General features: G+C 61.3%; 19 protein-coding genes. 13 read left to right on the forward strand and 6 right to left on the reverse strand.

Annotated features, from left to right (window positions below; all coding sequences use genetic code 11):
• Complete coding sequence (locus ACFQ6H_RS03185; protein WP_378643817.1) at positions 1 to 903, reverse strand: Lrp/AsnC family transcriptional regulator; 903 nt, start codon at positions 901 to 903, stop codon at positions 1 to 3.
• Between the two features lie 224 nt (positions 904 to 1,127).
• Here ACFQ6H_RS03185 and ACFQ6H_RS03190 point away from each other — a divergent pair, with 224 nt between their 5' ends.
• The gene (locus ACFQ6H_RS03190; protein WP_378541792.1) at positions 1,128 to 2,843 is read left to right on the forward strand and encodes an amidohydrolase; all 1,716 of its coding nucleotides are present in this window, start codon (positions 1,128 to 1,130) and stop codon (positions 2,841 to 2,843) included.
• Positions 2,843 to 4,177 carry an MFS transporter gene (locus tag ACFQ6H_RS03195; RefSeq protein ID WP_378643819.1) on the forward strand — a complete coding sequence of 445 codons (1,335 nt, stop codon included), beginning with the start codon at positions 2,843 to 2,845 and terminating at the stop codon, positions 4,175 to 4,177. The genes ACFQ6H_RS03190 and ACFQ6H_RS03195 overlap by 1 nt, the downstream gene beginning before the upstream one ends.
• 152 nt (positions 4,178 to 4,329) lie before the next feature.
• Here ACFQ6H_RS03195 and ACFQ6H_RS03200 read toward each other — a convergent pair whose 3' ends face one another.
• From ACFQ6H_RS03200 to ACFQ6H_RS03210, 3 genes are all read right to left on the reverse strand, one after another.
• Positions 4,330 to 4,695 carry an antar domain protein gene (locus tag ACFQ6H_RS03200; protein WP_378627961.1) on the reverse strand — a complete coding sequence of 122 codons (366 nt, stop codon included), beginning with the start codon at positions 4,693 to 4,695 and terminating at the stop codon, positions 4,330 to 4,332.
• 335 nt (positions 4,696 to 5,030) lie between these two features.
• Positions 5,031 to 5,897: an alpha/beta hydrolase family protein gene (locus tag ACFQ6H_RS03205; RefSeq protein WP_378643822.1), complete on the reverse strand. Its 867-nt coding sequence runs from the start codon at positions 5,895 to 5,897 to the stop codon at positions 5,031 to 5,033.
• Between the two features lie 90 nt (positions 5,898 to 5,987).
• Positions 5,988 to 7,034, reverse strand: a complete 1,047-nt coding sequence (locus ACFQ6H_RS03210; RefSeq protein ID WP_378530658.1) for a LacI family DNA-binding transcriptional regulator — start codon at positions 7,032 to 7,034, stop codon at positions 5,988 to 5,990.
• Between the two features lie 249 nt (positions 7,035 to 7,283).
• Here ACFQ6H_RS03210 and ACFQ6H_RS03215 point away from each other — a divergent pair, with 249 nt between their 5' ends.
• The 6 genes from ACFQ6H_RS03215 to ACFQ6H_RS03240 all read left to right on the forward strand — a co-directional run bounded on the left by ACFQ6H_RS03215 (position 7,284) and on the right by ACFQ6H_RS03240 (position 14,297).
• Positions 7,284 to 8,738: an APC family permease gene (locus tag ACFQ6H_RS03215; RefSeq protein ID WP_378643825.1), complete on the forward strand. Its 1,455-nt coding sequence runs from the start codon at positions 7,284 to 7,286 to the stop codon at positions 8,736 to 8,738.
• On the forward strand, positions 8,735 to 10,339 hold the full coding sequence (locus ACFQ6H_RS03220; protein WP_378643828.1) for a N,N-dimethylformamidase beta subunit family domain-containing protein: 1,605 nt from the start codon (positions 8,735 to 8,737) through the stop codon (positions 10,337 to 10,339). Before ACFQ6H_RS03215 ends, ACFQ6H_RS03220 begins: the two co-directional genes overlap by 4 nt.
• Before the next feature lies 1 nt (position 10,340).
• A complete protein-coding gene (locus tag ACFQ6H_RS03225; protein ID WP_378643831.1) occupies positions 10,341 to 10,703 on the forward strand; it encodes a cupin domain-containing protein in 363 nt (120 codons plus the stop codon).
• A gap of 14 nt (positions 10,704 to 10,717) precedes the next feature.
• A complete protein-coding gene (locus tag ACFQ6H_RS03230; protein WP_378644021.1) occupies positions 10,718 to 12,145 on the forward strand; it encodes an aminobutyraldehyde dehydrogenase in 1,428 nt (475 codons plus the stop codon).
• A gap of 302 nt (positions 12,146 to 12,447) precedes the next feature.
• Positions 12,448 to 12,699: a hypothetical protein gene (locus ACFQ6H_RS03235; RefSeq protein WP_378643834.1), complete on the forward strand. Its 252-nt coding sequence runs from the start codon at positions 12,448 to 12,450 to the stop codon at positions 12,697 to 12,699.
• Positions 12,696 to 14,297 (forward strand): N,N-dimethylformamidase beta subunit family domain-containing protein, encoded by a 1,602-nt coding sequence (locus ACFQ6H_RS03240; RefSeq protein ID WP_378643836.1) that lies wholly within the window; start codon positions 12,696 to 12,698, stop codon positions 14,295 to 14,297. The genes ACFQ6H_RS03235 and ACFQ6H_RS03240 overlap by 4 nt, the downstream gene beginning before the upstream one ends.
• An 83-nt stretch (positions 14,298 to 14,380) precedes the next feature.
• Here ACFQ6H_RS03240 and ACFQ6H_RS03245 read toward each other — a convergent pair whose 3' ends face one another.
• Complete coding sequence (locus ACFQ6H_RS03245) at positions 14,381 to 15,067, reverse strand: nucleoside/nucleotide kinase family protein (protein WP_378643839.1); 687 nt, start codon at positions 15,065 to 15,067, stop codon at positions 14,381 to 14,383.
• A gap of 124 nt (positions 15,068 to 15,191) precedes the next feature.
• Between ACFQ6H_RS03245 and ACFQ6H_RS03250 the strand changes: the two genes are divergently transcribed.
• The 5 genes from ACFQ6H_RS03250 (at position 15,192) to ACFQ6H_RS03270 (ending at position 21,279) form a co-directional block, all read left to right on the forward strand.
• Complete coding sequence (locus ACFQ6H_RS03250; protein WP_378530671.1) at positions 15,192 to 15,785, forward strand: TetR/AcrR family transcriptional regulator; 594 nt, start codon at positions 15,192 to 15,194, stop codon at positions 15,783 to 15,785.
• 45 nt (positions 15,786 to 15,830) lie between these two features.
• Positions 15,831 to 16,709: a crotonase/enoyl-CoA hydratase family protein gene (locus tag ACFQ6H_RS03255; protein WP_378530673.1), complete on the forward strand. Its 879-nt coding sequence runs from the start codon at positions 15,831 to 15,833 to the stop codon at positions 16,707 to 16,709.
• Between the two features lie 14 nt (positions 16,710 to 16,723).
• Positions 16,724 to 18,367: an AMP-binding protein gene (locus ACFQ6H_RS03260; protein WP_378643841.1), complete on the forward strand. Its 1,644-nt coding sequence runs from the start codon at positions 16,724 to 16,726 to the stop codon at positions 18,365 to 18,367.
• A gap of 97 nt (positions 18,368 to 18,464) precedes the next feature.
• A complete protein-coding gene (locus ACFQ6H_RS03265; RefSeq protein ID WP_378643843.1) occupies positions 18,465 to 20,018 on the forward strand; it encodes an acetyl-CoA hydrolase/transferase family protein in 1,554 nt (517 codons plus the stop codon).
• Between the two features lie 37 nt (positions 20,019 to 20,055).
• Positions 20,056 to 21,279, forward strand: coding sequence for a PucR family transcriptional regulator (locus ACFQ6H_RS03270; RefSeq protein WP_378643845.1), 1,224 nt, complete (start codon positions 20,056 to 20,058; stop codon positions 21,277 to 21,279).
• Here the strand turns inward: ACFQ6H_RS03270 and ACFQ6H_RS03275 are convergent, their stop codons facing one another.
• Complete coding sequence (locus ACFQ6H_RS03275; RefSeq protein ID WP_378643847.1) at positions 21,280 to 22,107, reverse strand: SDR family oxidoreductase; 828 nt, start codon at positions 22,105 to 22,107, stop codon at positions 21,280 to 21,282. It lies immediately after the preceding gene.
• Between the last annotated feature and the right edge of the window lie 117 nt (positions 22,108 to 22,224).

Raw genomic sequence — 22,224 nt, forward strand, 5'->3', positions numbered from 1 at the left:
CTACCCGCGTACGTCCAGGCTGCGGGCGTAGTGCTCTTTGAACACCTCGAGATGTGCCCAGGATTCCAAGCCGCTGACACCGTCGATCCCGCGGATTCGCTCGGACAGGGCATGAAGGTCGTTGGAGGAGTTGGCGGCAACGGTCGCGATCACGTCGTACCGCCCCAGGGTTCGGGCGAGGAATTCGATTCCGGGCAGCGACTCGATCTCCGACACCGCGTTGTCGTCCCGCGAGCCCAGGTTGACGCCGATGCCCATCGCCAATGTCCGGCCACCGCCTCGCCGCTTGACGACGGCTCCGACGCGAAGTGCCGTGCTCGCGACAAGGTGATTGACGCGGTTGCGTACGGCACTCGGCGACAGGCCAGTATGTTCGGCCAGCTCGAGAAATGGCATGCGCCCGTTGCGTTCGAGTAGTTCGATCAACGCGACGTCCGTCGAGTCGAGTCGGATGTCGGCTTGTAAAGCGCTCTCGGGCATGAAGATTCCCTTGATGACGTCGACGTAGACCAGCGTGCTCACGGATCGAACGCCTCGCTGTGAGCGGAGTTCGGCGATGGCGCGATACAGATCGTCGTGACCGGGCACACGAAGTTCCGCAATCACGTTGTACTGCCCGCTGACTGCCGAGATGTAGACGGCGGCCTCGGACTCGATCAACGCGTTCAGCACGGGGGTCATCGGTCCGGACACGGCGATCGAGACGTGTGCGAGTGCCTTCAATCCGAGAAGTTCGGGATGCGCGACCGCAACCACGGACACAGTTCCCGAGTCGAGCAGTGCCTGCACTCTGGTGGACACCGCTGCGCGTGGTGCGTCGACCGCCGCGGACAGTTCGCGGTATGTCGCTCGCCCATTGCGCTGAAGTGCGGCAATGAGCTTGGAATCGAGATCGACGGTCATGGATGTCCCAACTTTTCCAGAGATTTTTCTGTACCCGCTACCTATTAGAACAGTCGCATGTGGCCATGAATGATGCGGATAAGTGCAGAAATGCTCGAAAACCACTACAAAAAAGTTGTATACCACCTGGTCTGAAACTTTGATGCATTGCATAGCTCCAGGTCAGGGCGTAGTTTTCGCTCAACACGCAGTGACCTGCACCACCATCTCGACGAAGGACCACCATGCGCAAGTTGCACACGCACGAAGCCTCGCCGCTCGACGCCACCGCCACGATCTTCACCGGCGCCAAGATTCACACCGTTGACGACAGCACGGCGGGAGCCGAAGCGTTCCTGGTGTTCGGAAACCGCTTTGCAGCGGTGGGAACACTCGAGGAATGCCGCACCGAGGCGCGTCGCCTGAGCACTCGCACAATCGCGGTGGTCGAACTCGACGGTGCCACCGTCGTCCCCGGCTTCGTCGATCCGCACGCACACCCGCTCATGTACGGGCAGATGCTCAGCTGGGTGGACTGCGGTCCGGAGAAGGCTCACTCGATCCCCGGAATCATTGCGCTGCTTCAGGAAGCGGCACTCACAGCACCTGCGGGTGTCCCGATTCGCGGATACGGCTACGAGCACCGCAACCTGATCGAAGGGCGTCATCCGCTCAAGGAAGAGCTCGATCAGGTCGCCACCGATCGCGAGGTCTACCTCATGAACGCGAGCGGTCACGGTGGCGTCGTCAACTCCTTCACCTTCGACAAGCACGGCATCGATGCGAGCACCGAGAACCCGGCCGGTGGCGAGTTCTTCCGAGATTCGGACGGCGAGCTCACGGGCGAGCTGTCCGACGCCGCGTGCAACATTCTCACCGGCGTCAACGGAGTGAAGGTCGGTCATCACGGACCCAACTTCCATCTCGAGGACGAGCCCGAAGAGCACCTTCGCCAGCTGTCCGTCGCGCAGGACAAGTTCCTGGCCGGCGGCGTCACCACCATCGGTGACTGCCAGGTGACCCGTCGTGAATTCGACATGTACCTGCGTCTGGCCGAGCAGGATCAGCTCAAGACCCGCGTCTCCATGTACATGCTCAGCCACCTCCTCGATCACGTCATCGACACGGGAATGCACGGCGCCTTCGGAAATTCCAAGCTCGCGTTCGGCGGCATCAAGTTCTACGCCGACGGCACTCTCGGTGGCTGGACCGCGTACTTCCCCGACGGATACGTGGGCGACCCGTGCCGCACCGGGCAGCTCTACCACGAGCCTGCGGACTACTCGGAGCTGATTGCCAAGGCACACTCGGTGGGTCTGCAGACCGCCACGCACGCTCAGTCGCCGACGGCCATCGACATGGTGCTCGATGCCATCGAAGCTGCGCAGAAGGCTCACCCTGACGCCGACGCGCGTCACCGCATCGAGCATTGCGGACTTCCGACTGCCGAGCAGATCGCCCGGATGAACCTGGCCGGTGTCTACCCGGTGAACCAGCCGCAGCATTACTACAACTGGGGCGAGGGCGTCACCGCTGCGATCGGGACTCCGGGTGAGCGGTTCAACCCGCTCGGCGAGTTCATCGCTGCCGAGGTTCCCGTGACCATCAGCTCCGACGCACCGGTCGCCGAGCCCAAGCCGCTCGAAGCGATTCAGGCTGCGGTCACCCGTGTGACGCGTCAGGGCCATCAGCTCGGCTCGGATGCACTCCGCATCACCGCCGACCAGGCACTGCAGGCTCACACGCTCAACGGTGCGCGTGCGCTGGGCCGTGAAGCAGAACTGGGCAGCATCTCGGTGGGCAAGCGGGCCGACTTCGTCATTCTGGGCGCGGATCCTCTCGAGGTTCCGGCCGACGCGATTGCGCAGATCGATGTCCGGGAGACCTGGATCGACGGCGAACTCGCACATTCAGGTCATAACCACCTATTGTCGAGCACTTCGACCACCGAGGAAAAGTAATGAACCGAGAGCAACAGATCGTGAAGGCCCGCAAGGCGGGATTTGCAGCCTTCGTCGGTACAACTATCGAGTGGTACGACTTCTACGTCTATGCCACGGCAGCCGCGCTGGTATTCGGTGACATCTTCTTCCCGCCCGGAACCGACCGCCTGACCGGTGTTGCTGCGGCGTTCGCGACGTACGCCGTCGGCTTCTTCGCTCGCCCGCTCGGCGGAATCGTGTTCGGCCATGTCGGTGACAAGATGGGCAGGCGCACCGCCCTTGTCGTGACTTTGACGCTGATGGGCGCAGGAACATTCCTCATCGGCATGTTGCCCACCTACGCGTCGATCGGGTTCTGGGCGCCGTTGCTTCTGGTTGTTCTTCGCTTCGTCCAGGGCTTTGCCGTCGGCGGCGAATGGGGCGGTGCCGTCCTGATGGCCGTCGAGCATGCTCCCGAGGACAAGAAGACCTTCTACGGCGGATTCGCCCAGCTGGGCAACCCCGCCGGCGCGCTTCTAGCCACCGGTTTCTTCAGCATTCTCTCCACCTGCGGCGACGACGCTCTGCGCGAGTGGGCGTGGCGTCTGCCGTTCCTCTGCTCGGCGCTGTTGATTCTCGTCGGCTTGGTCGTTCGCCTGAAGGTCGAAGAGTCCCCGGTTTTCGAGTCCGAGGTGAAGTCCGCGGACGTACCGGAAATGCTGCCGCTCAAGTACGCGTTGGTGACCAACTGGCGCCCGATCATCCTGGGCATCGGCATTCTGCCCGTCGCAGTCGGCGGCTACTACCTCGTGACGACCTTCATCACGGCGTACGCAACCGACCCCGATGTCGGGTTGTCCGAGACGTTGATTCTCAACGCGCTCAGTGTCGCGGCAGTGGTCGAGTTGATCGCGACTCTCGGAGTGGCGTGGCTCGGCGACAAGGTGGGACGCGTCCGCGTCGTTATCTGGGGTCTTGCCGCGGTCGCAATACTCGCAGCACCGCAGTTCCTGGTGCTGAAGTCCGGATCCGTGTTCCTGATCTTCCTGACCTTCGCCGTCATGCGACTGGTGCTGGCTGCCACGTACGGTCCGATCGCCGCTGTTCTGTCGCAGATGTTCAAGCCGCAGGCTCGCTACACGAGCATCTCGTTGGCGTACCAGGGCGCCGGCGCGATCTTCGGCGGATTGTCTCCGCTGGTCTCGACGCTGATGTACAAGGCAACCGGCAGCATCTGGCCGGTCATCGCACTGCTGATCGGCATGTGCATCCTGAGCATCGTCTGCCTGCTCTTCGCTCCGCAGCATGTGGACGAGGCGACCGATACCGACGGTGCACCGCAGGGCCTGAACAAGGAATCGGCTTCCGCCTGACTGCCGAGGGTCGGCTTCCGCCTGACTGCCGAGGGTCGGCTTCCGCCTGACTGCCGAGGGTCGGCTTCCTGTCAACTGAAAACACAAAGCTGGGGCAGTACACGATTTCCGTGTACTGCCCCAGCTGTCGTTCAGCTGTCCTTCAGGGCCGGTTACGCGCCGACGAGATGGCGATGAAAGTGATCGCTGCGTCGGTGTGCCTGGCTGAGATTCCTGATCTCACGCAGCCAGAAGTGAGACGCCAGTGCGTTATCGCTTCCATAGCCGGTGCCGGACGTGTCCTCGTCGATCAGGGCGACAAGCGCCTTGATCAGGCTGGTGACCTTGAGGTTGTTGGTCTGAGAATGTCGGACCAGCAGGTCGGCAGCTTCGTCGGAGCTGCAACGGTAGAGGGTGCAGACGATTTCGATCCCGCGCTCGCGGATCCGGCCCGAAGTTGTCGGGATCCGTAGACCGTTTGTCGAGTTGCTGTTCGTCTGGTTGTTCGTGTTGTCGGGGTGAATCATGGTGTTGATCAAGGTATTCCTTTGAACTGCACGGGTTTTAGGCCCGTGCAGTGTGTAGCGCATGTTGATACTGGTGCAGTCGGTACGCGATTGGCGGCAGACTCCGTCGGAGCCTTCGGCCTGGTCAACAATCTGCGGGACTGATGAAAGTGCGTAGTGATCAAAGGCGCGGATTTGCACCGAACTGGAAGTCTGCCCTGGAACGAATACTGGAACCTTAGTTCCGGGCGAAGCGACCGGCTGCCTGACTGACGGCTGCCCTCTGATTACCCCACCGTACGTCATCGATGCGGTTTCAGCTAATTCTTTATCGGGCGATCGTGATCACAGCGGGTGCTTTTACCTGCTCAAGAGGCATTAATGTGGTCGAGTATTGCTTGCTTGGTGATAGCCCAGGCGTTGGTGGTCGGGTTCCCGAATTCGCCGTGGCCGACTCCGGGTAGTTCGATCAGATCGACCGCATCGCCTGCTGCTCGGGCGGCACGGGTATAGCGTCGGCTCTGTTCGATCGAGACGACCTTGTCGCCGAGTCCGTGGATCGCCGTGACAGGGATGCCGGTGGGGAGGTGTTCGATCGGTGATGCGATGCGGTAACGGTCCGGATGGTCGACGGGCATGCCGCCCAGAAGATTTCGAACAAATCGATCTTTGCCAGCGGTTGCGGCGAGCGTCATGTCGAAGACGCCGGCCATGATCGTTGCCGAGCGAACGGGCACGGTGAGGTCCGGTTCCGGAGCGTCTGCACTCTGCTGTGATCGCGACGCGACCCAGGCGGCTAGCTGTCCACCCGCGGAGTAGCCGGCGATGTGTACACGGCTCAAATCCAGTCGCCCGGAAGCTCTTTCCTGAACAACGCCGGCCAGGGCGTTGGTAGCCGCAACCGTATCGGAGAGCGTGGTCGGCCAACCGCCCTGACCACCTACACGCCTGTATTCGATGTTCCAGACCGCAATTCCATACGGGGTCAAGGTTTTTGCCCACGCACCCGCGTACTCGAGATTGCTTTTCTGAGCCCAGCCGCCGCCGTGGATGAGGACAACGACCGGCAGGTCGCCGTCGGATCCGGTTGGAAGATACAGATCGCCGAACGTGTCTGCGGCCGCGGCGTATGCGATGCGTACGGGAGCCACTTCACGATCGAGACCCGCTGCACTGCTGACAGACAGGAGGAGAGTGAGAACACAGACGAGCGCTACGGCGAGGTACCCGGCCAAGCGGTCGCGGGAGCGGTGCGCGATGACCTGATTCCTCTCGGCGTGTGACGGACGATAATTCGGAAATCAGTCTATCGGTGCCGAGTGAATTTATGGTGTGAGCGTAAGTGCCGTGCTTGCCCGCACACGTAGTTCGCTCCGAGTATGTATCTGAGCTGGGCGTCCGTCTCCGTCGATCAAGGCGAGTAGTGCATCCACTGCCAATCTCGCTTGTTCCTCGGGGAAGAAATCGATTGCAGTGATCGGGGGATCTGAAATCAACAGAGCAGGTTCGTCGCTGTCCTGTGCGATCAAGACGTCTTCTGGAATTGACAAGCCGAGATCGCGCGCTGCCCGAACGGCGGCGGGAGCGCAACCGAGGATCAACGACAGTATCGCGTCGGGAGGATTCTCGGACGTGAGCGCCTTGTGGGTCGATGTATAGGCTGCGGCAACGAGCAGGTCGACGGTATCAGCGCCAGAGGACGGCGCCAGATCGTCGCTGATTCGAGGCGTCACCCCGCGGGCGCGGCACCACTCGATGTACGCCTTGGTCGTGGCGCGCGTCCACTCCGAATGCAGTCCGGGGGTGAGGATGAGGATGTCTGTCGCGCCCTGGTCGGCGAGGTGATTCAGGAGCGTTTCGGTAGTCGAGACGAGATCCGGCGAGATGAAGCATCCGAATTGTTCGGCTCGTCCCGGACCCACTGCAGCAGAGGGGATTCCGATCCTCCGCAGGACATCGACACGAGGGTCGTGGGCGGCGGGGTCGACAACGATAACTCCGTCCATCTCGATGCGACGTAGTCCGTTCGGATCTTTCATCGACGGAAGCAGTAGGAGTGAATGATCAGCCTGGAATGCGGCCTGGGTGGCGGCGGTTGCCACACGTCCGTACCAGTCGAAGTTGAGGTACTCAGCCGATGACATCTCTTCCGGGGCCGGGAGCATCAGTCCGAGGGTGGCAGTTCTGCCTGTCCGAAGATTCTGTGCCGAGCGATTGGCCCGGTACCCCAAGCGGTCGGCGACTTCTTGGACGCGTGCGCGAGTTGCGGAGTCGACTCTGCCCTTGCCGTTGAGTGCGTAGGAAACGGTCGACACGGCGACACCGGCGGCAGTCGCGACGTCACGAAGCGTCGGGGCGTTCGGCGTGATCATCGGGTCGCTTCCTTTGCTGGTCGGTTTCTACTCAAGAGTAACGCCCGAGCATCGGGCGCTGCTGCAATTGGTGGACGGTTGTCTAAAAAAGGACTAGTGCCGAATCGTTTCATCGCAGCTATTGACAGTGCTGAAACGATTCGGCACGCTCATGGAACGCCAGTCGAACGCCGAATGAATTTCCTGGAGACACATGTCGTACTCGTTCCAGTCCAAGCGCATAATTGCGATAACGCACGGAGTCACTCCATGACCGACAACACCGACCCGCGAAGGGTGGGCACAGCTCCCGACCCGCATCCGCCCGGACCTACTCCGGGGCTTCGTAGGGGGACGATCAACAGCCGACATCTGGTCTTCTTTGTCATCGCCGCCGCGGCACCGCTGACCATTCTGGTGGGATTTGCGCCGCTCGGACTGATGAGCGCGGGCGCTGCACTTCCTGTCGGTTACATCGTTCCGGGAATCGTCTATCTGCTGTTTGCGGTCGGATTCACGGCGATGAGCAGGCATATTCGTGGTGCGGGCGCCTTCTACGCCTACATCACGGAGGGGCTCGGCACCATCGTCGGCGCCGGATCTGCGGTGGTGGCCTACGTCGGCTATCTCGGCGGTCAGATCGGCTTTGTCGTCGCGTGCGGCATTTTCACGTCGTCCACCCTCGACAGTCTTTTCGGTATCTCGGTTCCGATCTATGCATGCGCGCTGACAATTGCCGTTCTGGTTACGGTCGTGGGATACAACCGGGTGGACATCGGTGCCAAGGTGCTCGCGGTGTTGATGGCTCTCGAACTCGGCGTGCTCGCAGTTTTCTGTGTTGCGGTCCTGGCCAAAGGCGGGCATGAAGGACTGTCGCTGGGCAGTTTTTCGCCCTCGACCTTCCTGACGGCCAGCTTGGCCAGCGTCTTCGTGTTGACCTTCACGTCCTTTGTCGGCTTCGAGCAAACGGCGATTTACAGCGAAGAGGTGGTCGACCCCCGGCGCACCGTTTCTCGGGCGACGTACACGGCAGTCACCGTCCTGGCAGTCGTCTATTCCTTCTGCGCCTGGGTGATCGTGCAAGCCGTCGGACCGAGTCGCATGGTCGACTTCCTCGGCGGCGATCCGTCCGAGCTCATCTTCGACCTCAACAGTGAATTTGCGGGCGAGATGATGACCGACGTCATGCACCTACTCATCGTCACGAGCTTCTTCGCGGGGTGTCTGGCTCTGCACAACGCGTGTAGTCGCTATCTATTCGCGATGGGGCGGGGCAGGATCCTGCCGACGGCGTTGGCGAAGGTGTCGGCGTCGACCGGTACCCCCAGCGTCGCCGGAATTATGCAGGGCGCGTTGACCTTTCTCGCGATCGCAGGATTTGCGTTGACCCCAGCAGATCCGTACACGCAGGTTGTCTTGTGGACGAACACCCCGACCATCATTGCGGTGCTTGCTCTGCAGATTCTGACCTCGCTTGCAGTGCTCCGATTCTTTTCGCAAGGAGCTAGAGGAGAAGGATTGTGGCAGAGGCTGATTGCACCGTCGCTCGCGACTGTTGCACTCGTCGTGGCACTTGGTTTCCTGCAAGTCAACATGGGTGCCATGACGGGCCTGACCACTGCTCAAAATCTGTTGTTCGTGGTACCGCTGGTCATTGCATTCGTAGTGGGGGTCCTTCGGAGCCTGTGGCTTCGAAGCCACTCGATCGAGGTGCTTTCGGCATGAGTGAATACGCATGGTCGGTTCCCGGCGGATTGGTCGAACGGCCGGGATTGAATCCGGGAGAGCCGGAGATCTGGGTGTACGCAGACAAGTTCTCGTATTTCGCCGGCGACACCGTCTCTCTTCGAGTACACACCACCGCAGACGAATACGACCTCGAGATCGTGCGAGACGGAGCCCGCCCACAGAGCATCGTCAAGTACCTCGGTCTCCCGGGAAAGCAACAGCCGACGCCCGACGACGCCTACGCGGTCGGGTGTGGATGGTCGGAGTCCCTGGCACTCACGGTTGCCTCGAATTGGTCCTCGGGGATGTATTTGATTCTCGTACGGATGCGCCACGAAGGCGTCGTCGTCGAGCGTGAAGGCTTTTTCATAGTGCGATCGCGTACCGCTGCGCCGGCCGACATGGTTCTCATTCACACGACCAGCACGATGCTCGCCTACAACGACTGGGGCGGAGCCAACCACTATCGTGGAGTCCCGGACGGTTCCGGCGACGTGCCGACACCGTTTTCCTCGACGCAGCGGCCCATCGCGCGAGGAATGTTGCGCAAACCCACAGGCGCCGCCCGCAACATTCACACTGATACACCCGGAATCGGATGGATTCCGCGTCATCCGCCGTACGAATGGGCGTGGGAGAACGGCTACTCGCGCCACCATGCGGATGCGTTCTGGGCCACGTACGAACGCCCCTTCACGGTGTGGGCGGAAGACCGAGGGTTTCGCGTCCACCACATCACTCAGCATGACCTACATGAGGATCCCTCAGCACTGCAAGGGTATTCGTGTGCGGTCATCGTCGGTCACGACGAATACTGGTCATGGGAGATGCGTGACCGTATCGACGGATTCGTCGAAGGCGGGGGTTGTTTGGCGCGCTTCGGCGGGAACTTCCTGTGGCAAGTTCGTATCGAGGGCGATACGCAGGTCTGCTACAAGAATCCGTTCGAAGATCCGATGCGAGAAGTCGACCCGACGCGGGTGACGACTGCGTGGGATTCGCCCGAGATCGACCGGCCGGGTGCGTGGACTATGGGTTTGACCGGAATGGCGGGAGTGTACAACCGTTACGGTGCAACAACTCCCAGGTCTTCGGGCGGGTTCACGGTGTATCGGCCTGATCATTGGGCGTTGAACGGGACCGATCTGTACTACGGAGACAATTTCGGAAGCGCGCCGATCTGCGTCGCCGGCTTCGAGATGGACGGCGTGGATTTCACGTTCCGGAAGGGCCAGCCGTATGCGACCGGAGTCGACGGTGCTCCCGAGGATCTGGAGATCATCGCGATGGCACCGGCGGTGTCGGGTTCACGGGACAAGTGGAACGGGACGGTTCCGATCGGTGCGCCCTTTGCCGAGGTGCAGGGAATCCTCGAATGCTTTTACGGCAGTGATCCCCCCGAGCATCTTCGTGATCTCGAATACGGATCGGGAATGGTCGCCTGTCACAAGCGAGGTCTTGGGACCGTGTTCAACGCCGGCTCCACCGAGTGGGTGAACGGACTCATCCATCACGATCCCTTCACCGAACGAATAACTGCGAACGTACTGAATCTCTTTGCCGCCCAATTGACAAGCTTGAACACGGAGGAAAACTGACGTGAGTGTCAACGACATTCGAACCTTCGGACCCGGCCAGGGGACGCAGTTCGTGCCGGAATGGGGTGATGATGCGAGCGCGAATTGGTCCGAATCGGAATGGCGATCGTTCGGTGATCCGGAAGGTGAGTACTTCGGCGGTGGTTGGGAAGGGGAGCCGGGCACTTTGCTGTGTGACCCTTACCCGTACGACGAGGTCTGTGTCATGATCAGCGGCCGGGTGGCGCTGATCGACCTCGATGGAAACCGTCGCGAATTCACCTCCGGTGATGCATTTTTCGTTCCGAAATCATTTCGTGGGATCTGGGAAACCGTGGAACCGTCCAAGAAGTACTTCATCGCATTGCCGGGATCATGCTCGTGAGTGTTGCCTCGACCATGGGCGTCGAAGTCTTCGGCCACGTCATCGACGGTGTCTGTGAGACATCACTTGGAAATCTGTCCCAACTGGTCAATCCTGCGAACGGCGAAGTCTATGCGCGTGCGGCCGTTGGTTCTGCGGAAGACGTTGATCGAGCATGTCTGTCTTCGGAGATCGCTTCCAGGAAGTGGCGTCGATCAACGCCTGCGCGGCGTCAAGAGTTGCTACTGGCACTGGCGGACGCTCTGGAATCGAATGCGAAGTACTTCCTCGAGGTTGAATGCCGCAGTACCGGAAAGCCTCTCAGGCAGGTGCGAGACGACGAGATCCCGCAGTGTGTCGATTTTCTGCGGTACTTCGCTGGTATCGCTCGCTCATTGCCGGGTACTGCCGCAATGGAATACACCGAGGGCGCCACCTCGTATGTCAGGCGAGAGCCGATCGGTGTAATCGGTGCAATCGCACCGTGGAATTATCCGCTGATGATGGCGGTCTGGAAGATCGCGCCGGCACTCGCGACGGGAAACACCCTCGTGCTCAAACCGGCTGAAGAGACTCCGGAAACTGCAGTAATGCTGGGAGTTCTTGCTGCGCAGATCTATCCACCTGGAGTGCTCAATGTGGTGTGTGGCGATCGCGATACCGGAGCCGCGCTTGTCGCTCATCCGGCGCCTCGCATGATCGCGCTGACGGGGTCGACGAGAGCGGGTATTTCGGTCGCCAAGGCGGCATCCGAAGACGTCAAGCTTTTGCACCTCGAGCTCGGAGGTAAGGCTCCAGCTGTCGTGTTTGCCGATGCGGACCTGGACGGAGCAGTCGCGGGGATCGTTGCCGGCGCCTTTTACAACAGCGGTCAAGATTGCACCGCTGCAACGAGGATTCTCGTACAACAAGAGGTAGCGGAAGAGTTCACCGAAAAGTTGACGGCTGCGGCCGCGGACTTGAGGTTGGGAGGCCCGGACTCGGGCGATTGTCTCGGCCCTCTGGTCAGCCGCGCTCATCGTGATCGGGTGGCAGAGTTGGTAGAAAGACGTTCCACAAATGCGAACGTACGTGTTGGTGGAGGGCAGCCTGCCGGATCTGGTTTTTTCTATCTGCCGACTGTCATTTCCGGGGTGCGGCAGGACGACGAGTTGGTTCAGGAAGAGATATTCGGGCCCGTTGTCACGGTGCAGTCGTTCTCCACTGAAGTCGAGGCGATCGAACTTGCGAATGGGACCAAGTACGCTCTCGCGTCGAGTGTGTGGACGTCCGATCACGGCACTGCGATGAGGATGACTGCCGAACTGGACTTCGGCTGCGTCTGGGTCGGCGTGCACGGGGCTCTCACCGCGGAAATGCCGCACGGCGGCTTCGGTGGTTCGGGTTACGGGAAGGACCTGTCGGAGTTCGCGCTCGCGGAGTACACGCGGGTCAAGCACGTCATGCACGCCACGAAGCCATAGTTCACTCGAATTCGATTGCGATGACGGCTACCGCCTGGGGGTCGATCGTCCCCAAGCGTCACACGACATGACGGCACTTCATGAGGTCCAATCGTCACTGGAAGACAAACCTGACGGACGGTTGTTGCGCGAAAGTAAATTGCCGAATCGTTTCACTGCAATATATTGATAGCGCTGAAACGATTCGGCACTCTCGTAGTTCGTTGGGCAACATCGGATGAACCTCGAATGAATCTCGGATGAACCTGGCACCCTCGTTTCAGTCCAAAGCGCATGCTTGCGAGAACTCACGGAGTCACTTCATGATCGACGGAACCGTCCCGCGGCAGGTGGGCAAAGATCCCACCTTGTATTCGCCCGAATCCATCCAGGGGCATCGGACGGGAACGGTCGACAGCGGGCATGCGGTCTTCCATGTCGTCACTGTCGTGCCGCCGCCGCCGGCCGTCCCGTTCCGATTTGCGCCCTGCGGACCTATGCCTGCAGGTACGGCGCGCCACCGTTGCTTCACACCCTCGGGCTTGGACCCGTCGATCGAGCGGCCTGCGGCGTGAGCGAATACGCATGGTCGGTCTCCGGTGGTTTGGTCGAACGGCCGGGGATTAGTCCGGGAGAGCCGGAGATCTGGGTCTACGCCGACAAGTTCTCGTATTTCGCCGGCGAGACTGTCTCCATTCGGGTGCACACCACCGCTGACGAATACGACCTCGAGGTGGTGCGAGACGGAGCCCGCCCACAGAGCATCGTCAAGTACCTCGGTCTACCGGGAAAACAGCAGTCGACGCCCGACAACGCCTATGCGGTTGGTTGCGATTGGTCGGAATCCGTTGCCTTCACAGTCGCCCCGAACTGGGCGTCGGGAATGTACTTGATCGTGGTCCGAATGCGCCATGAAGGTGTGGTCGTGGAACGGGAGGGTTTCTTCATAGTCAAGGCGCGTGAAGCCGACCACGCCGACTTTGTTCTCATTCACACGACGAGCACGATGTTGGCCTACAACGACTGGGGTGGGGCAAACCAATACCGGGGTGTTCCGGACGGTTCCGGCGACGTGGCGACACCGATCTCCTCGACGCAACGTCCCATTGCGCGAGGTATGTTGCGCAAACCCGAAGGCGCAGCGCGTAATACCCATACCGATACGCCGGGAGTTAGATGGATTCCGCGTCACCCGCCGTACGAGTGGGCCTGGGTGAACGGCTACTCGCGCCACCACGCTGACGCGTTCTGGGCCACGTACGAGCGCCCCTTCACGGTGTGGGCGGAAGAGCAAGCCTTTCTTGTACACCACGTCACTCAGCATGACCTGCACGAGGATCCTTCAGTACTGCAAGGGTATTCATGCGCCGTCATCGTCGGCCACGACGAGTGCTGGTCATGGGAAATGCGTGACCGTATCGACGCGTTCGTCGAAGGCGGAGGTGGTTTGGCGCGATTCGGCGGGAACTTCCTGTGGCAAGTTCGTATCGAGGGCGATACGCAGGTCTGCTACAAGAATCCGTTCGAAGATCCGATCCGTGAGGTCGACCCGACGAGGGTGACGACTGCGTGGGATGCGCCCGAAATCAGCCGGCCGGGTGCGTGGACCATGGGTTCGACCGCTACGGCCGGCGTCTACAGCCGTTACGGCGCAACAACTCCCAGGTCTTCCGGCGGTTTCACGGTGTATCGCCCTGACCATTGGGCGTTGAACGGAACCGATCTGTATTACGGCGACAACTTCGGAAACTCTCTCTGTATTGCCGGTTTTGCCATGGACGGCGTGGACTACACGTTCCGAAAGGGCCTGCCGTACGCCACCGGAGTCGACGGCGCGCCCGAAGACTTGGAGATCATCGCGATGGCACCGGCGGTGTCGGGTTCACGGGACAAGTGGAACGGAACGAGCCCCATCGGTGCGTCCTTGGCGGACGCGCGGGGAATCGTCGAATGGTTTTACGGGAGTGAGCCACCCGAGCATCTTCGTGATCTCGAGTACGGATCGGGAATGGTCACTTGTCACAGGCGAGGTCGCGGGACGGTGTTCAACGCTGGTTCTACCGAGTGGGTGAACGGACTGATCAATCACGATCCGTTTACCGAGCGGATCACCGCAAACGTGCTGAATCTATTTGCTGCGCAACTCTCGAACTTCAACGTGAAAAACAATTGACGAAACCCTCATGGCAATAAATACGAACGTATGTATTGCCAGCGAAAAGCATGTGTGAACTGTGCCTTCGTCCCTGCAGTCGGTCATTTTCGTGGTGATGCAGGATGGTGAAATGGCTGACGAGAAGGTGCAGGCACGATCTCGACGATCAGATCCGCGCGCGACCTGACTTCCCTGATCAGGTCGGCGTTCGGCTGATCTACCCGTTTCACCCACTCGGCAGCCGCTTCGGAACTCTTTCCGAAGCGGCTGTGGCGTGTCACCAAGCGTTCCGTGCGAGTCGCCTCCGGAACGTCCAGATACCAGACCTCGTCGAGTGTCGCACGCACTTCAGGCCACCCACCGGTCGGTAGGAGAAGATAGTTCCCTTCGGTGACGATCAACGGTGTATGTGGATCGACGGAGGTTGCACTGCCGATTGATTCGTCGATCTCGCGATCGAAGACGGGGACGTAAACGGTGGCATCCGAGGTTTGGAGCCGGCGCAGTAGAGCCGCGTATCCGCCGGCGTCGAAGGTGTCCGGAGCGCCTTTGCGTGCACGCCTGCCCAGCTTGTCGAGTTCCTGATTGGCAAGATGAAAACCGTCCATCTCGACGACGGCGCAACGAGAACCCAGTTTCCGTGCAATAGCCTGTGACGCCGTCGATTTTCCGGCTCCCGGCGCTCCCGTGATGCCGAGGATGTGCCGGCGGTTGTCGGTGATCAGGGAATTGGCGCGTGAGGCAAGTTCATCGAGCGTCAGTGAGACGGTCGGCGGAGTGGTCTCCACGCGAAGCTCCATCCTGTATGCGGGTCGGGTTCCTCGAGCGTACGCGCGGAGCCGAGACCTATTGACAGTCTAAATGGACTGTGAAACTGTGAGCCATGCCACGCGAGAAACTGGAGGTGTGAGCGTGACTCTGCGTGATGTGCAGCGCGAAGCGACACGCCACCGAATTCTTGACGCGGCAACGGATTTACTGATCGCGGACGGGTATTCGTCGTTGACGACGCAGTCGGTGCAAACCGCTGCCGGAGTCAGTCGTGGCGCTCTGCTGCACCACTTTCCGAACATGCAGGAGTTGACTGCGGCGTTGGTGTCGAACATCGTCGTGCGGAACGAGGCGGCGGTAAGAGCGGCGATGTCTCGGCAGGATCCGTCGGTGGACACGATCGAGAACTCGATCTCCGCTTTGTATTCGGCGTTGACTCGGCCGCCGTTTCAAGCGGAACTCGAACTGTGGTCCGCAGCTCGGACGGATCCGGTTCTGGCAGAGGTACTTCGAGAATCGGAGCGCGTCGCCGGGCGGGATCTGCAGCGTGTTGTCCACGACGCTTTCGGTCCCGAAATTGTTGCTTCCGAGAACTATTCGCAGATTGCAGATCTGACGGTGCTGATGCTCCGTGGTTTGGCGCTGTCCCGCGCAGTGCAGAAGAGCGACGCCTCTGCGCGTCGTTCGATCAGTCAATGGGCAGGCGTCGTTCGCCTGCTCCTCACCCAGAACTAGCGCAACTCGTTCCGATCGAGGTGTGCTCTGTCGACAGGACCGATGATGACGGATTTTGCGACCCTGAAGTACGAGACCTCGGACGGTAAGGCGTATATCACGCTCAACCGACCCGATCGGCTCAACGCGATCGATGATGTGATGCCGTCGGACATTCGAAATGCGGTGGCAGCAGCCAACGACGACGACGATGTTCGCGTGATCATCTTGCAAGGTGCGGGCAAGGCGTTTTGCGCCGGGTACGACCTCAAGAAGTTCGCTGAAGGAGACCTCGACGGAAAGTGGAACCAGGGCCCGGTATGGGACCCCATCAAGGACTTTCGGGGGATGAAACAGAATACCGATGACTTCTTCACGCTCTGGCGATCGCTCAAGCCGACGATCTGCAAGGTTCAGGGTTACGCAATCGCCGGCGGGAGCGACATCGCGCTGTCCTGCGACATGCTGATCATGGCCGACGACGCCCACATCGGGTACCCGCCTGCGCGCGTCTGGGGTTGCCCGACGACGGCGATGTGGGTGTATCGACTGGGAGCCCAGCGGGCCAAGCGAATGTTGTTGACTGGCGACACTATTGACGGTGTCACGGCGGCAGACTGGGGATTGGCGCTCGAAGCGGTGCCGGCCGATGAATTGGACTCGGCAGTGGAAGCGTTGGCGGATCGCATTGCCGGTGTCCCGCTTAATCAGTTGGCTATGCAGAAGATGATGATCAATCAGGCATACGACAATATGGGGCTGCAGGGCACCCAGGTGCTGGCAACCCTGTTCGACGGAATCACGCGTCACTCTCCGGAAGGGCGCTGGTTCAAGGATTTTGCCGAGCGCGACGGATTTCATGCCGCGGTGCAATACCGCGATTCCGGGCGCAAGATTCCAGACGGAGGCGGGCCGCTCCCCGCGTCCGACACCCCTCCTCGATAGAAAGTGGATGTGAGATGAGCAGTGTTCTCGAAACGTCGTACTTCCCCGCTGACGTGTCGGACCCGATTGCGGAACAAACCGTGGGCGGGCTGCTGCGAGAGTGCGCCGCGGACTCGCCGAATCTGGTTGCAATCAGAGAAGTAGTTCCGGCGCAATCGCATTCGTTGTCCGGGGCCGCCCAAACCGATCGTACGTGGACCTTCGCGCAACTGCTGGACGAAGCGGAGGGGTGTGCGCACTACCTCTTGTCCCAGTTCGATCGCGGAGACCGGATCACCGTCTGGGCTCCGAACGTTCCGGAGTGGATGATCCTGCAATACGGCGCCGCGCTCGCCGGAATGGTTCTGGTGACTGCCAATCCGGCGTTGGGTGCGGAGGAACTGGCGTACGTCTTGTCGCAGTCCCAGTCCCGCGGGCTCTTCCACACCGGAAAGTTCCGCGGCGGTGACATGGCGGCGGTGGCGTCCGAGGCAATTTCGATTGCGGGAGAGGAGGTTCTGGCAGTCAACTTCGAAGACTGGGATCGTCAGGTTCGAGGTTGGACCGGCGAGCGGGGCGCTCTGCCGGAAGTCTCTCCCGATGACAATGCGCAGATTCAGTACACGTCGGGAACCACCGGTGTGCCCAAGGGTGCATTGCTGCATCACCGAGGTTTGGTCAATAACGCCGATTTCGTCAGCCGGAGAGGTCAATTCCCCGAACGGGGTTCGGTCGTCTCGGCCATGCCACTGTTCCACACGGCCGGATGCGGCATCCTGGTTCTCGGTGCCGCACAGCGAAGAATGTCCATAGGCCTGATCCAGTACTTCGATCCGGTTGCGGTTCTCGATGCGGCAGAACGCTTTCACGCCGACGTCGTCAGTGGAGTACCGACGATGCTGATCGCCATGATTAACGACGCGACCTTCGCCAGCCGCGATTTCTCGGCGTGCTCAGTGGTCGTATCCGGTGGATCGTCGGTACCGCCCGAACTCGTCAGCACGGTGGAGTCGGCATTCGGTGCGGGATTCAGCATCGTCTACGGACAAACCGAAGCCAGTCCCGTGATCACGCAGACCAGTCCGGCCGACACCCCCGAAGACAAGTCGGAGACGGTCGGCCTCGCGTTGCCACAGGTCGAGGTGAAGATCTCCGACGTCGTGACCGGGGACAGCGTTCCGCACGGCGAACAAGGTGAGATCTGCGCTCGCGGGTACCTCGTCATGACCGAGTACTTCCGCAATCCAGAGGCCTCGACCGCGACCGTGGACAAGGACGGGTGGTTGCATACCGGCGACTTGGGGACGATGGATCAACGTGGATACGTCCGGGTCACCGGACGCCTCAAGGACATGATCATCCGCGGCGGGGAGAACATCTATCCGCGTGAGGTCGAGTCCGTGATCTTTACGCATCCGAAGATCCTCGATGTGGCGGTCGTCGGTGTTCCCGACGAGGTGTGGGGTGAGCGCGTGGTTGCCGTCATCCGCTGGAAGGACGAGTCCGATCAACCGACTGCCGCCGAACTGATCGAGTTCTGCAACGAACGACTAGCGCGCCACAAGGCACCCAAGGAATGGTTCAGCGCGGAAGCATTCCCACTGACAGGCTCGGGCAAGATCCAGAAGTATCGGATCGCGAGCTTGGTCGGCGAAGGCGTGTACGGCGTCGTCAGCTGATCGGAGCACAGCACGTCGGAGCTCATAGCACGTCGGGGCGATTCTGTCTGGGTTATCCCCGTAAATCGCTTCGACGTGCCGTGTTTATCCTGATGGCGTGAGTTCAACCCTCGGTGAGACCGGACACAAAGCTATCTCCAACCGCATCCGCGCCACAGCCTTTGCGTCGAAGGTGATGTCCGCATCCGACGCCGTGAAGTTCATCAATCCGGATGACACTGTCGCGATCAGCGGTTTCGCAAGCGCCGGTACGCCCAAGGTCGTCATCCCGGCCCTTGCCGAGCGTATTCACCAGACCCGTGGCAACGGATCGAACTTCACGGTCAATCTCCTGACCGGTGCTTCGGTGTCCACCGAGACCGAAAGGCTGCTCGCCGAAGTCGACGGAATCGCACTGCGTATGCCGTATCAGTCCGAGGCCACCGCACGTCGCCGGATCAATGACGGTCGCATGGACTACGTCGACATCCATCTCTCCCACGTGGCTCAGCAGGTGTGGGAGGGCTACTACGGCAATGTCGACGTCGCGGTGGTCGAGGTCGCCGGTATCACCGAATCGGGTGAACTGATTCCCTCCGCGTCGATCGGCAACAACAAGACGTGGCTCGACGTCGCCGACAAGGTCATCCTCGAGGTCAACTCCTGGGTGCCCGAGGCGATGGAGGGTATTCACGACGTCTATTACGGCACGGCGTTGCCGCCGCATCGCAAGCCGCTCCAGATCATCCGCGTCGAGGACCGGATCGGTCAGACCACGTTCCGGGTGGACCCGGCCAAGGTGGTGGCCGTTGTCGAGACCAACTGCCGAGACAGCGCGAGTCCGCTCTCTGCGCCCGACGCCGTCAGCGAGGCGATCGCCGGGCACGTACTGGAATTCTTCGACTTCGAGGTGCGCGCCGGACGGATGCCGGCCGATACGTTGCTTCCGCTGCAGGCGGGCATCGGCAATGTCGCCAACGCGGTGCTCGGAGGGCTCGATCGGGGGCCGTATCGCGGGTTGACCTGCTACTCCGAGGTCATCCAGGACGGGATGCTGAAGCTGATCAAGGACGGCACCGTCGCGCATGCGTCGTCGACGGCTTTGGCGCTCACCGACGAAGGCATCGAGGAACTGACTGCGAACATCGACTTCTACCGCAACCACATCACGCTCCGTCCGCAGGAGATCAGCAACCACCCCGAGGTGGTGCGCAGACTTGGAATCATCGCCATGAACGGGATGCTCGAGGCCGACATCTACGGCAACGTGAACTCGACGCACGTCATGGGGACGAAGATCATGAACGGAATCGGCGGTTCGGGGGACTTCGCCCGCAACGGCTACGTGTCCATGTTCCTGAGTCCGTCGACGGCCCGCGGCGGCGAGATCTCGGCGATCGTGCCGATGGTTCCGCACGTCGACCACACCGAGCACGACACGCAGGTATTGGTCACCGAGCAGGGGTTGGCGGATCTGCGCGGTCTGTCACCGCGGCGCCGCGCACGCCTGATCGTCGACAAGTGTGCTCACCCGGAGTTCCGGCCACTCCTTCACGATTACATCGCTCGCGCCGACGCTCAACCGGGTGCCGGGCAGACTCCGCACCTCCTGGGCGAGGCATTCTCGTTCCATCAGCGCTACATCGACACGGGCTCGATGCGGCTTTCCTGACGCCAAGCAAGGCCGCGCACAGTGAGAGAATGCGAGGGTGAGCCGAACCGGGGTACCTGACGACGCCATACGCCGGGTCGCGGCGGCAGGGGCGGACGACGCCGGTGGCCTACCCGTCGATCTGCTGGGCGACTTCCTCGACGTGCTCAGCGACGCTGTCTGTGACGGGAAACCGCTGCAGCGTCGTCAGTTGCACCGCTTCCGCGCTCGCGGTGAAGAAGCAGCGCAGCAGGGTGTGGCCCTGCGAGCCCTGCTCGATCTGTATCTCTCCTCGGCCTGGCGTCTGTGGCGTGAACTGCCTGCTGTTATTGCGGCACAATCGGATCCGAATGCCGTCGTCGCGGCCGGCGAAGTGATGCTGCGTGCCGTCGACGATGCCGTCGCAGAACTGGCCGAAGGTTTTCAGTTGGCCAGGCGTTCTCTGGTCCGCTCGCAGGTATCGGCACGCCGCGAGTTCGTCGACGACTTGTTGACCGGCGGCGCTGACGTCGTCGGATTGTTGGGTCGCGCTTCAGGATTCGGTCTCCACCTCAGTGGTCCGCATGCCGTGGCAGTAGTGACCGCAGCCCGCGAGTTCACCGACGACAACCCTTTGGTGCGAGCTGTCGAACGTGCCGTTCTGGGCAGCAAAGGTGACGCCGACGCGCTGGTTGCCAGCAAGAGCGGCAAACTGGTCGTCGTTTTCGCCGCGCCGGATCGCGATGCCGTCGACCACGTGCTGGCCGGGATTCGGTCGGCTCTCGGACCGGGGACAGGCGCCGTAACCGATAACGACGGGCGAGTGCAGTTGCAGCGACGCGTATTGGACGGCACTTGGCAGATCGCGGTCGGGCGCCCACGCGCCACCGCTTCGGGCGTGGTGGCGTCGTACCGGGAGGCACTCGACGCACTCGACCTGGCGCAGCGACTGTCGTTGAACGCACCGATCATCGACGCTCGCGATCTGCTGGTCTACCGGGTTCTGGTCAACGACAGACCAGCGGTCACCGACCTGATCCAGACGCTTCTCACGCCGCTGCTCGAGGCACGCGGCGGCGCTGGGCCGATGATCGACACCCTGCTTGCGTACTTCTCCGCCGGCGGCAACACGGCGAAGACCGCCCGAGACCTGCATCTGTCCGTCCGTGCGGTGACGTACCGCTTGGACCGCATCCGCGAACTTACCGGCCAGAACGTCAACGACCCCAACGACAGCTTCGCGCTGCACGCAGCTGTGCTGGGCGCGAAGCTGCTCGATTGGCCTGCCACCGAGCTGACCTGATCAGCTTGCGCGGGCGCGTTCCTCGTAGGCGGCACGTGCCGCGGTGTCGACGTCGCCGAGAAACTGCGTCTCGACGCCGAAAAGGCGGCTCAATGCCTCGTACGGTCGCCGGGGGAAGAACCCTTGCGCCTGGACGAGTAGTCCGGACGCTCGCGTAATGCGCACGCGTGGACGAGGTTTGGTGATCAGTCCGACGATGGCTTCGGCGATTTCCTCCGGCTGAACCTCGCGGAATCCCTTCATTCCCGAAGTGCCCGAGGTGAGTTGGGTGTTGGTGAGCGTCGGCAATACGGACGAGACGTGCACTCCGGTGCCACGAACTTCCTTGCGGACCGAATCGGTGAATCCCAAGACTGCATGCTTGGCGCCGCAGTAGGTCGACAAACCCGGGCAGGGGAGTTCGCCGGCAAGCGAAGCGATGTTGATGACGTGTCCGCGCCCCCGCGGCAGCATCCGTCGCAATGCGAGCTTGGTTCCCGTGATCACCCCGAGGACGTCGATCTCGATGATGCGCCGGGTCACGGTGTCGTCCTCGTCGACGATCCGGCCGACCGGCATGATGCCCGCATTGTTGACCAGTACGTCGATCGGGCCGAGTTCACCTTCGACGGTGTCGAGGAAGTCGAAGAACGAGGCGGGATCGGTGACGTCGAGACGTCCGAACGTACGGATGCCCAAATCCTTGCTTGCCTGCGCGAGAGTGGCTTCGTCGATGTCGCCGATCGCGACCGTCGCACCGAGGCTGATGAGGCTCTTCGCGGTGGCGTATCCGATGCCTCGGGCGCCGCCGGTGATGACCACTACCTGACCGTCGAAAGGCTTGTCCATTTGCTCCAGCGTCTCCAAAGATAGGGGATGGGGTTGCAGTGAGGTAAATCTGCAGCGCCGTGAAACTGCGGTGAGATGTGATTGTGGACCAGCCGAAGCCGGGTTACTAGGGCTTGA

This window comes from Rhodococcus sp. NPDC056506 (assembly GCF_042794945.1).
Taxonomy (GTDB): domain Bacteria; phylum Actinomycetota; class Actinomycetes; order Mycobacteriales; family Mycobacteriaceae; genus Rhodococcus_F.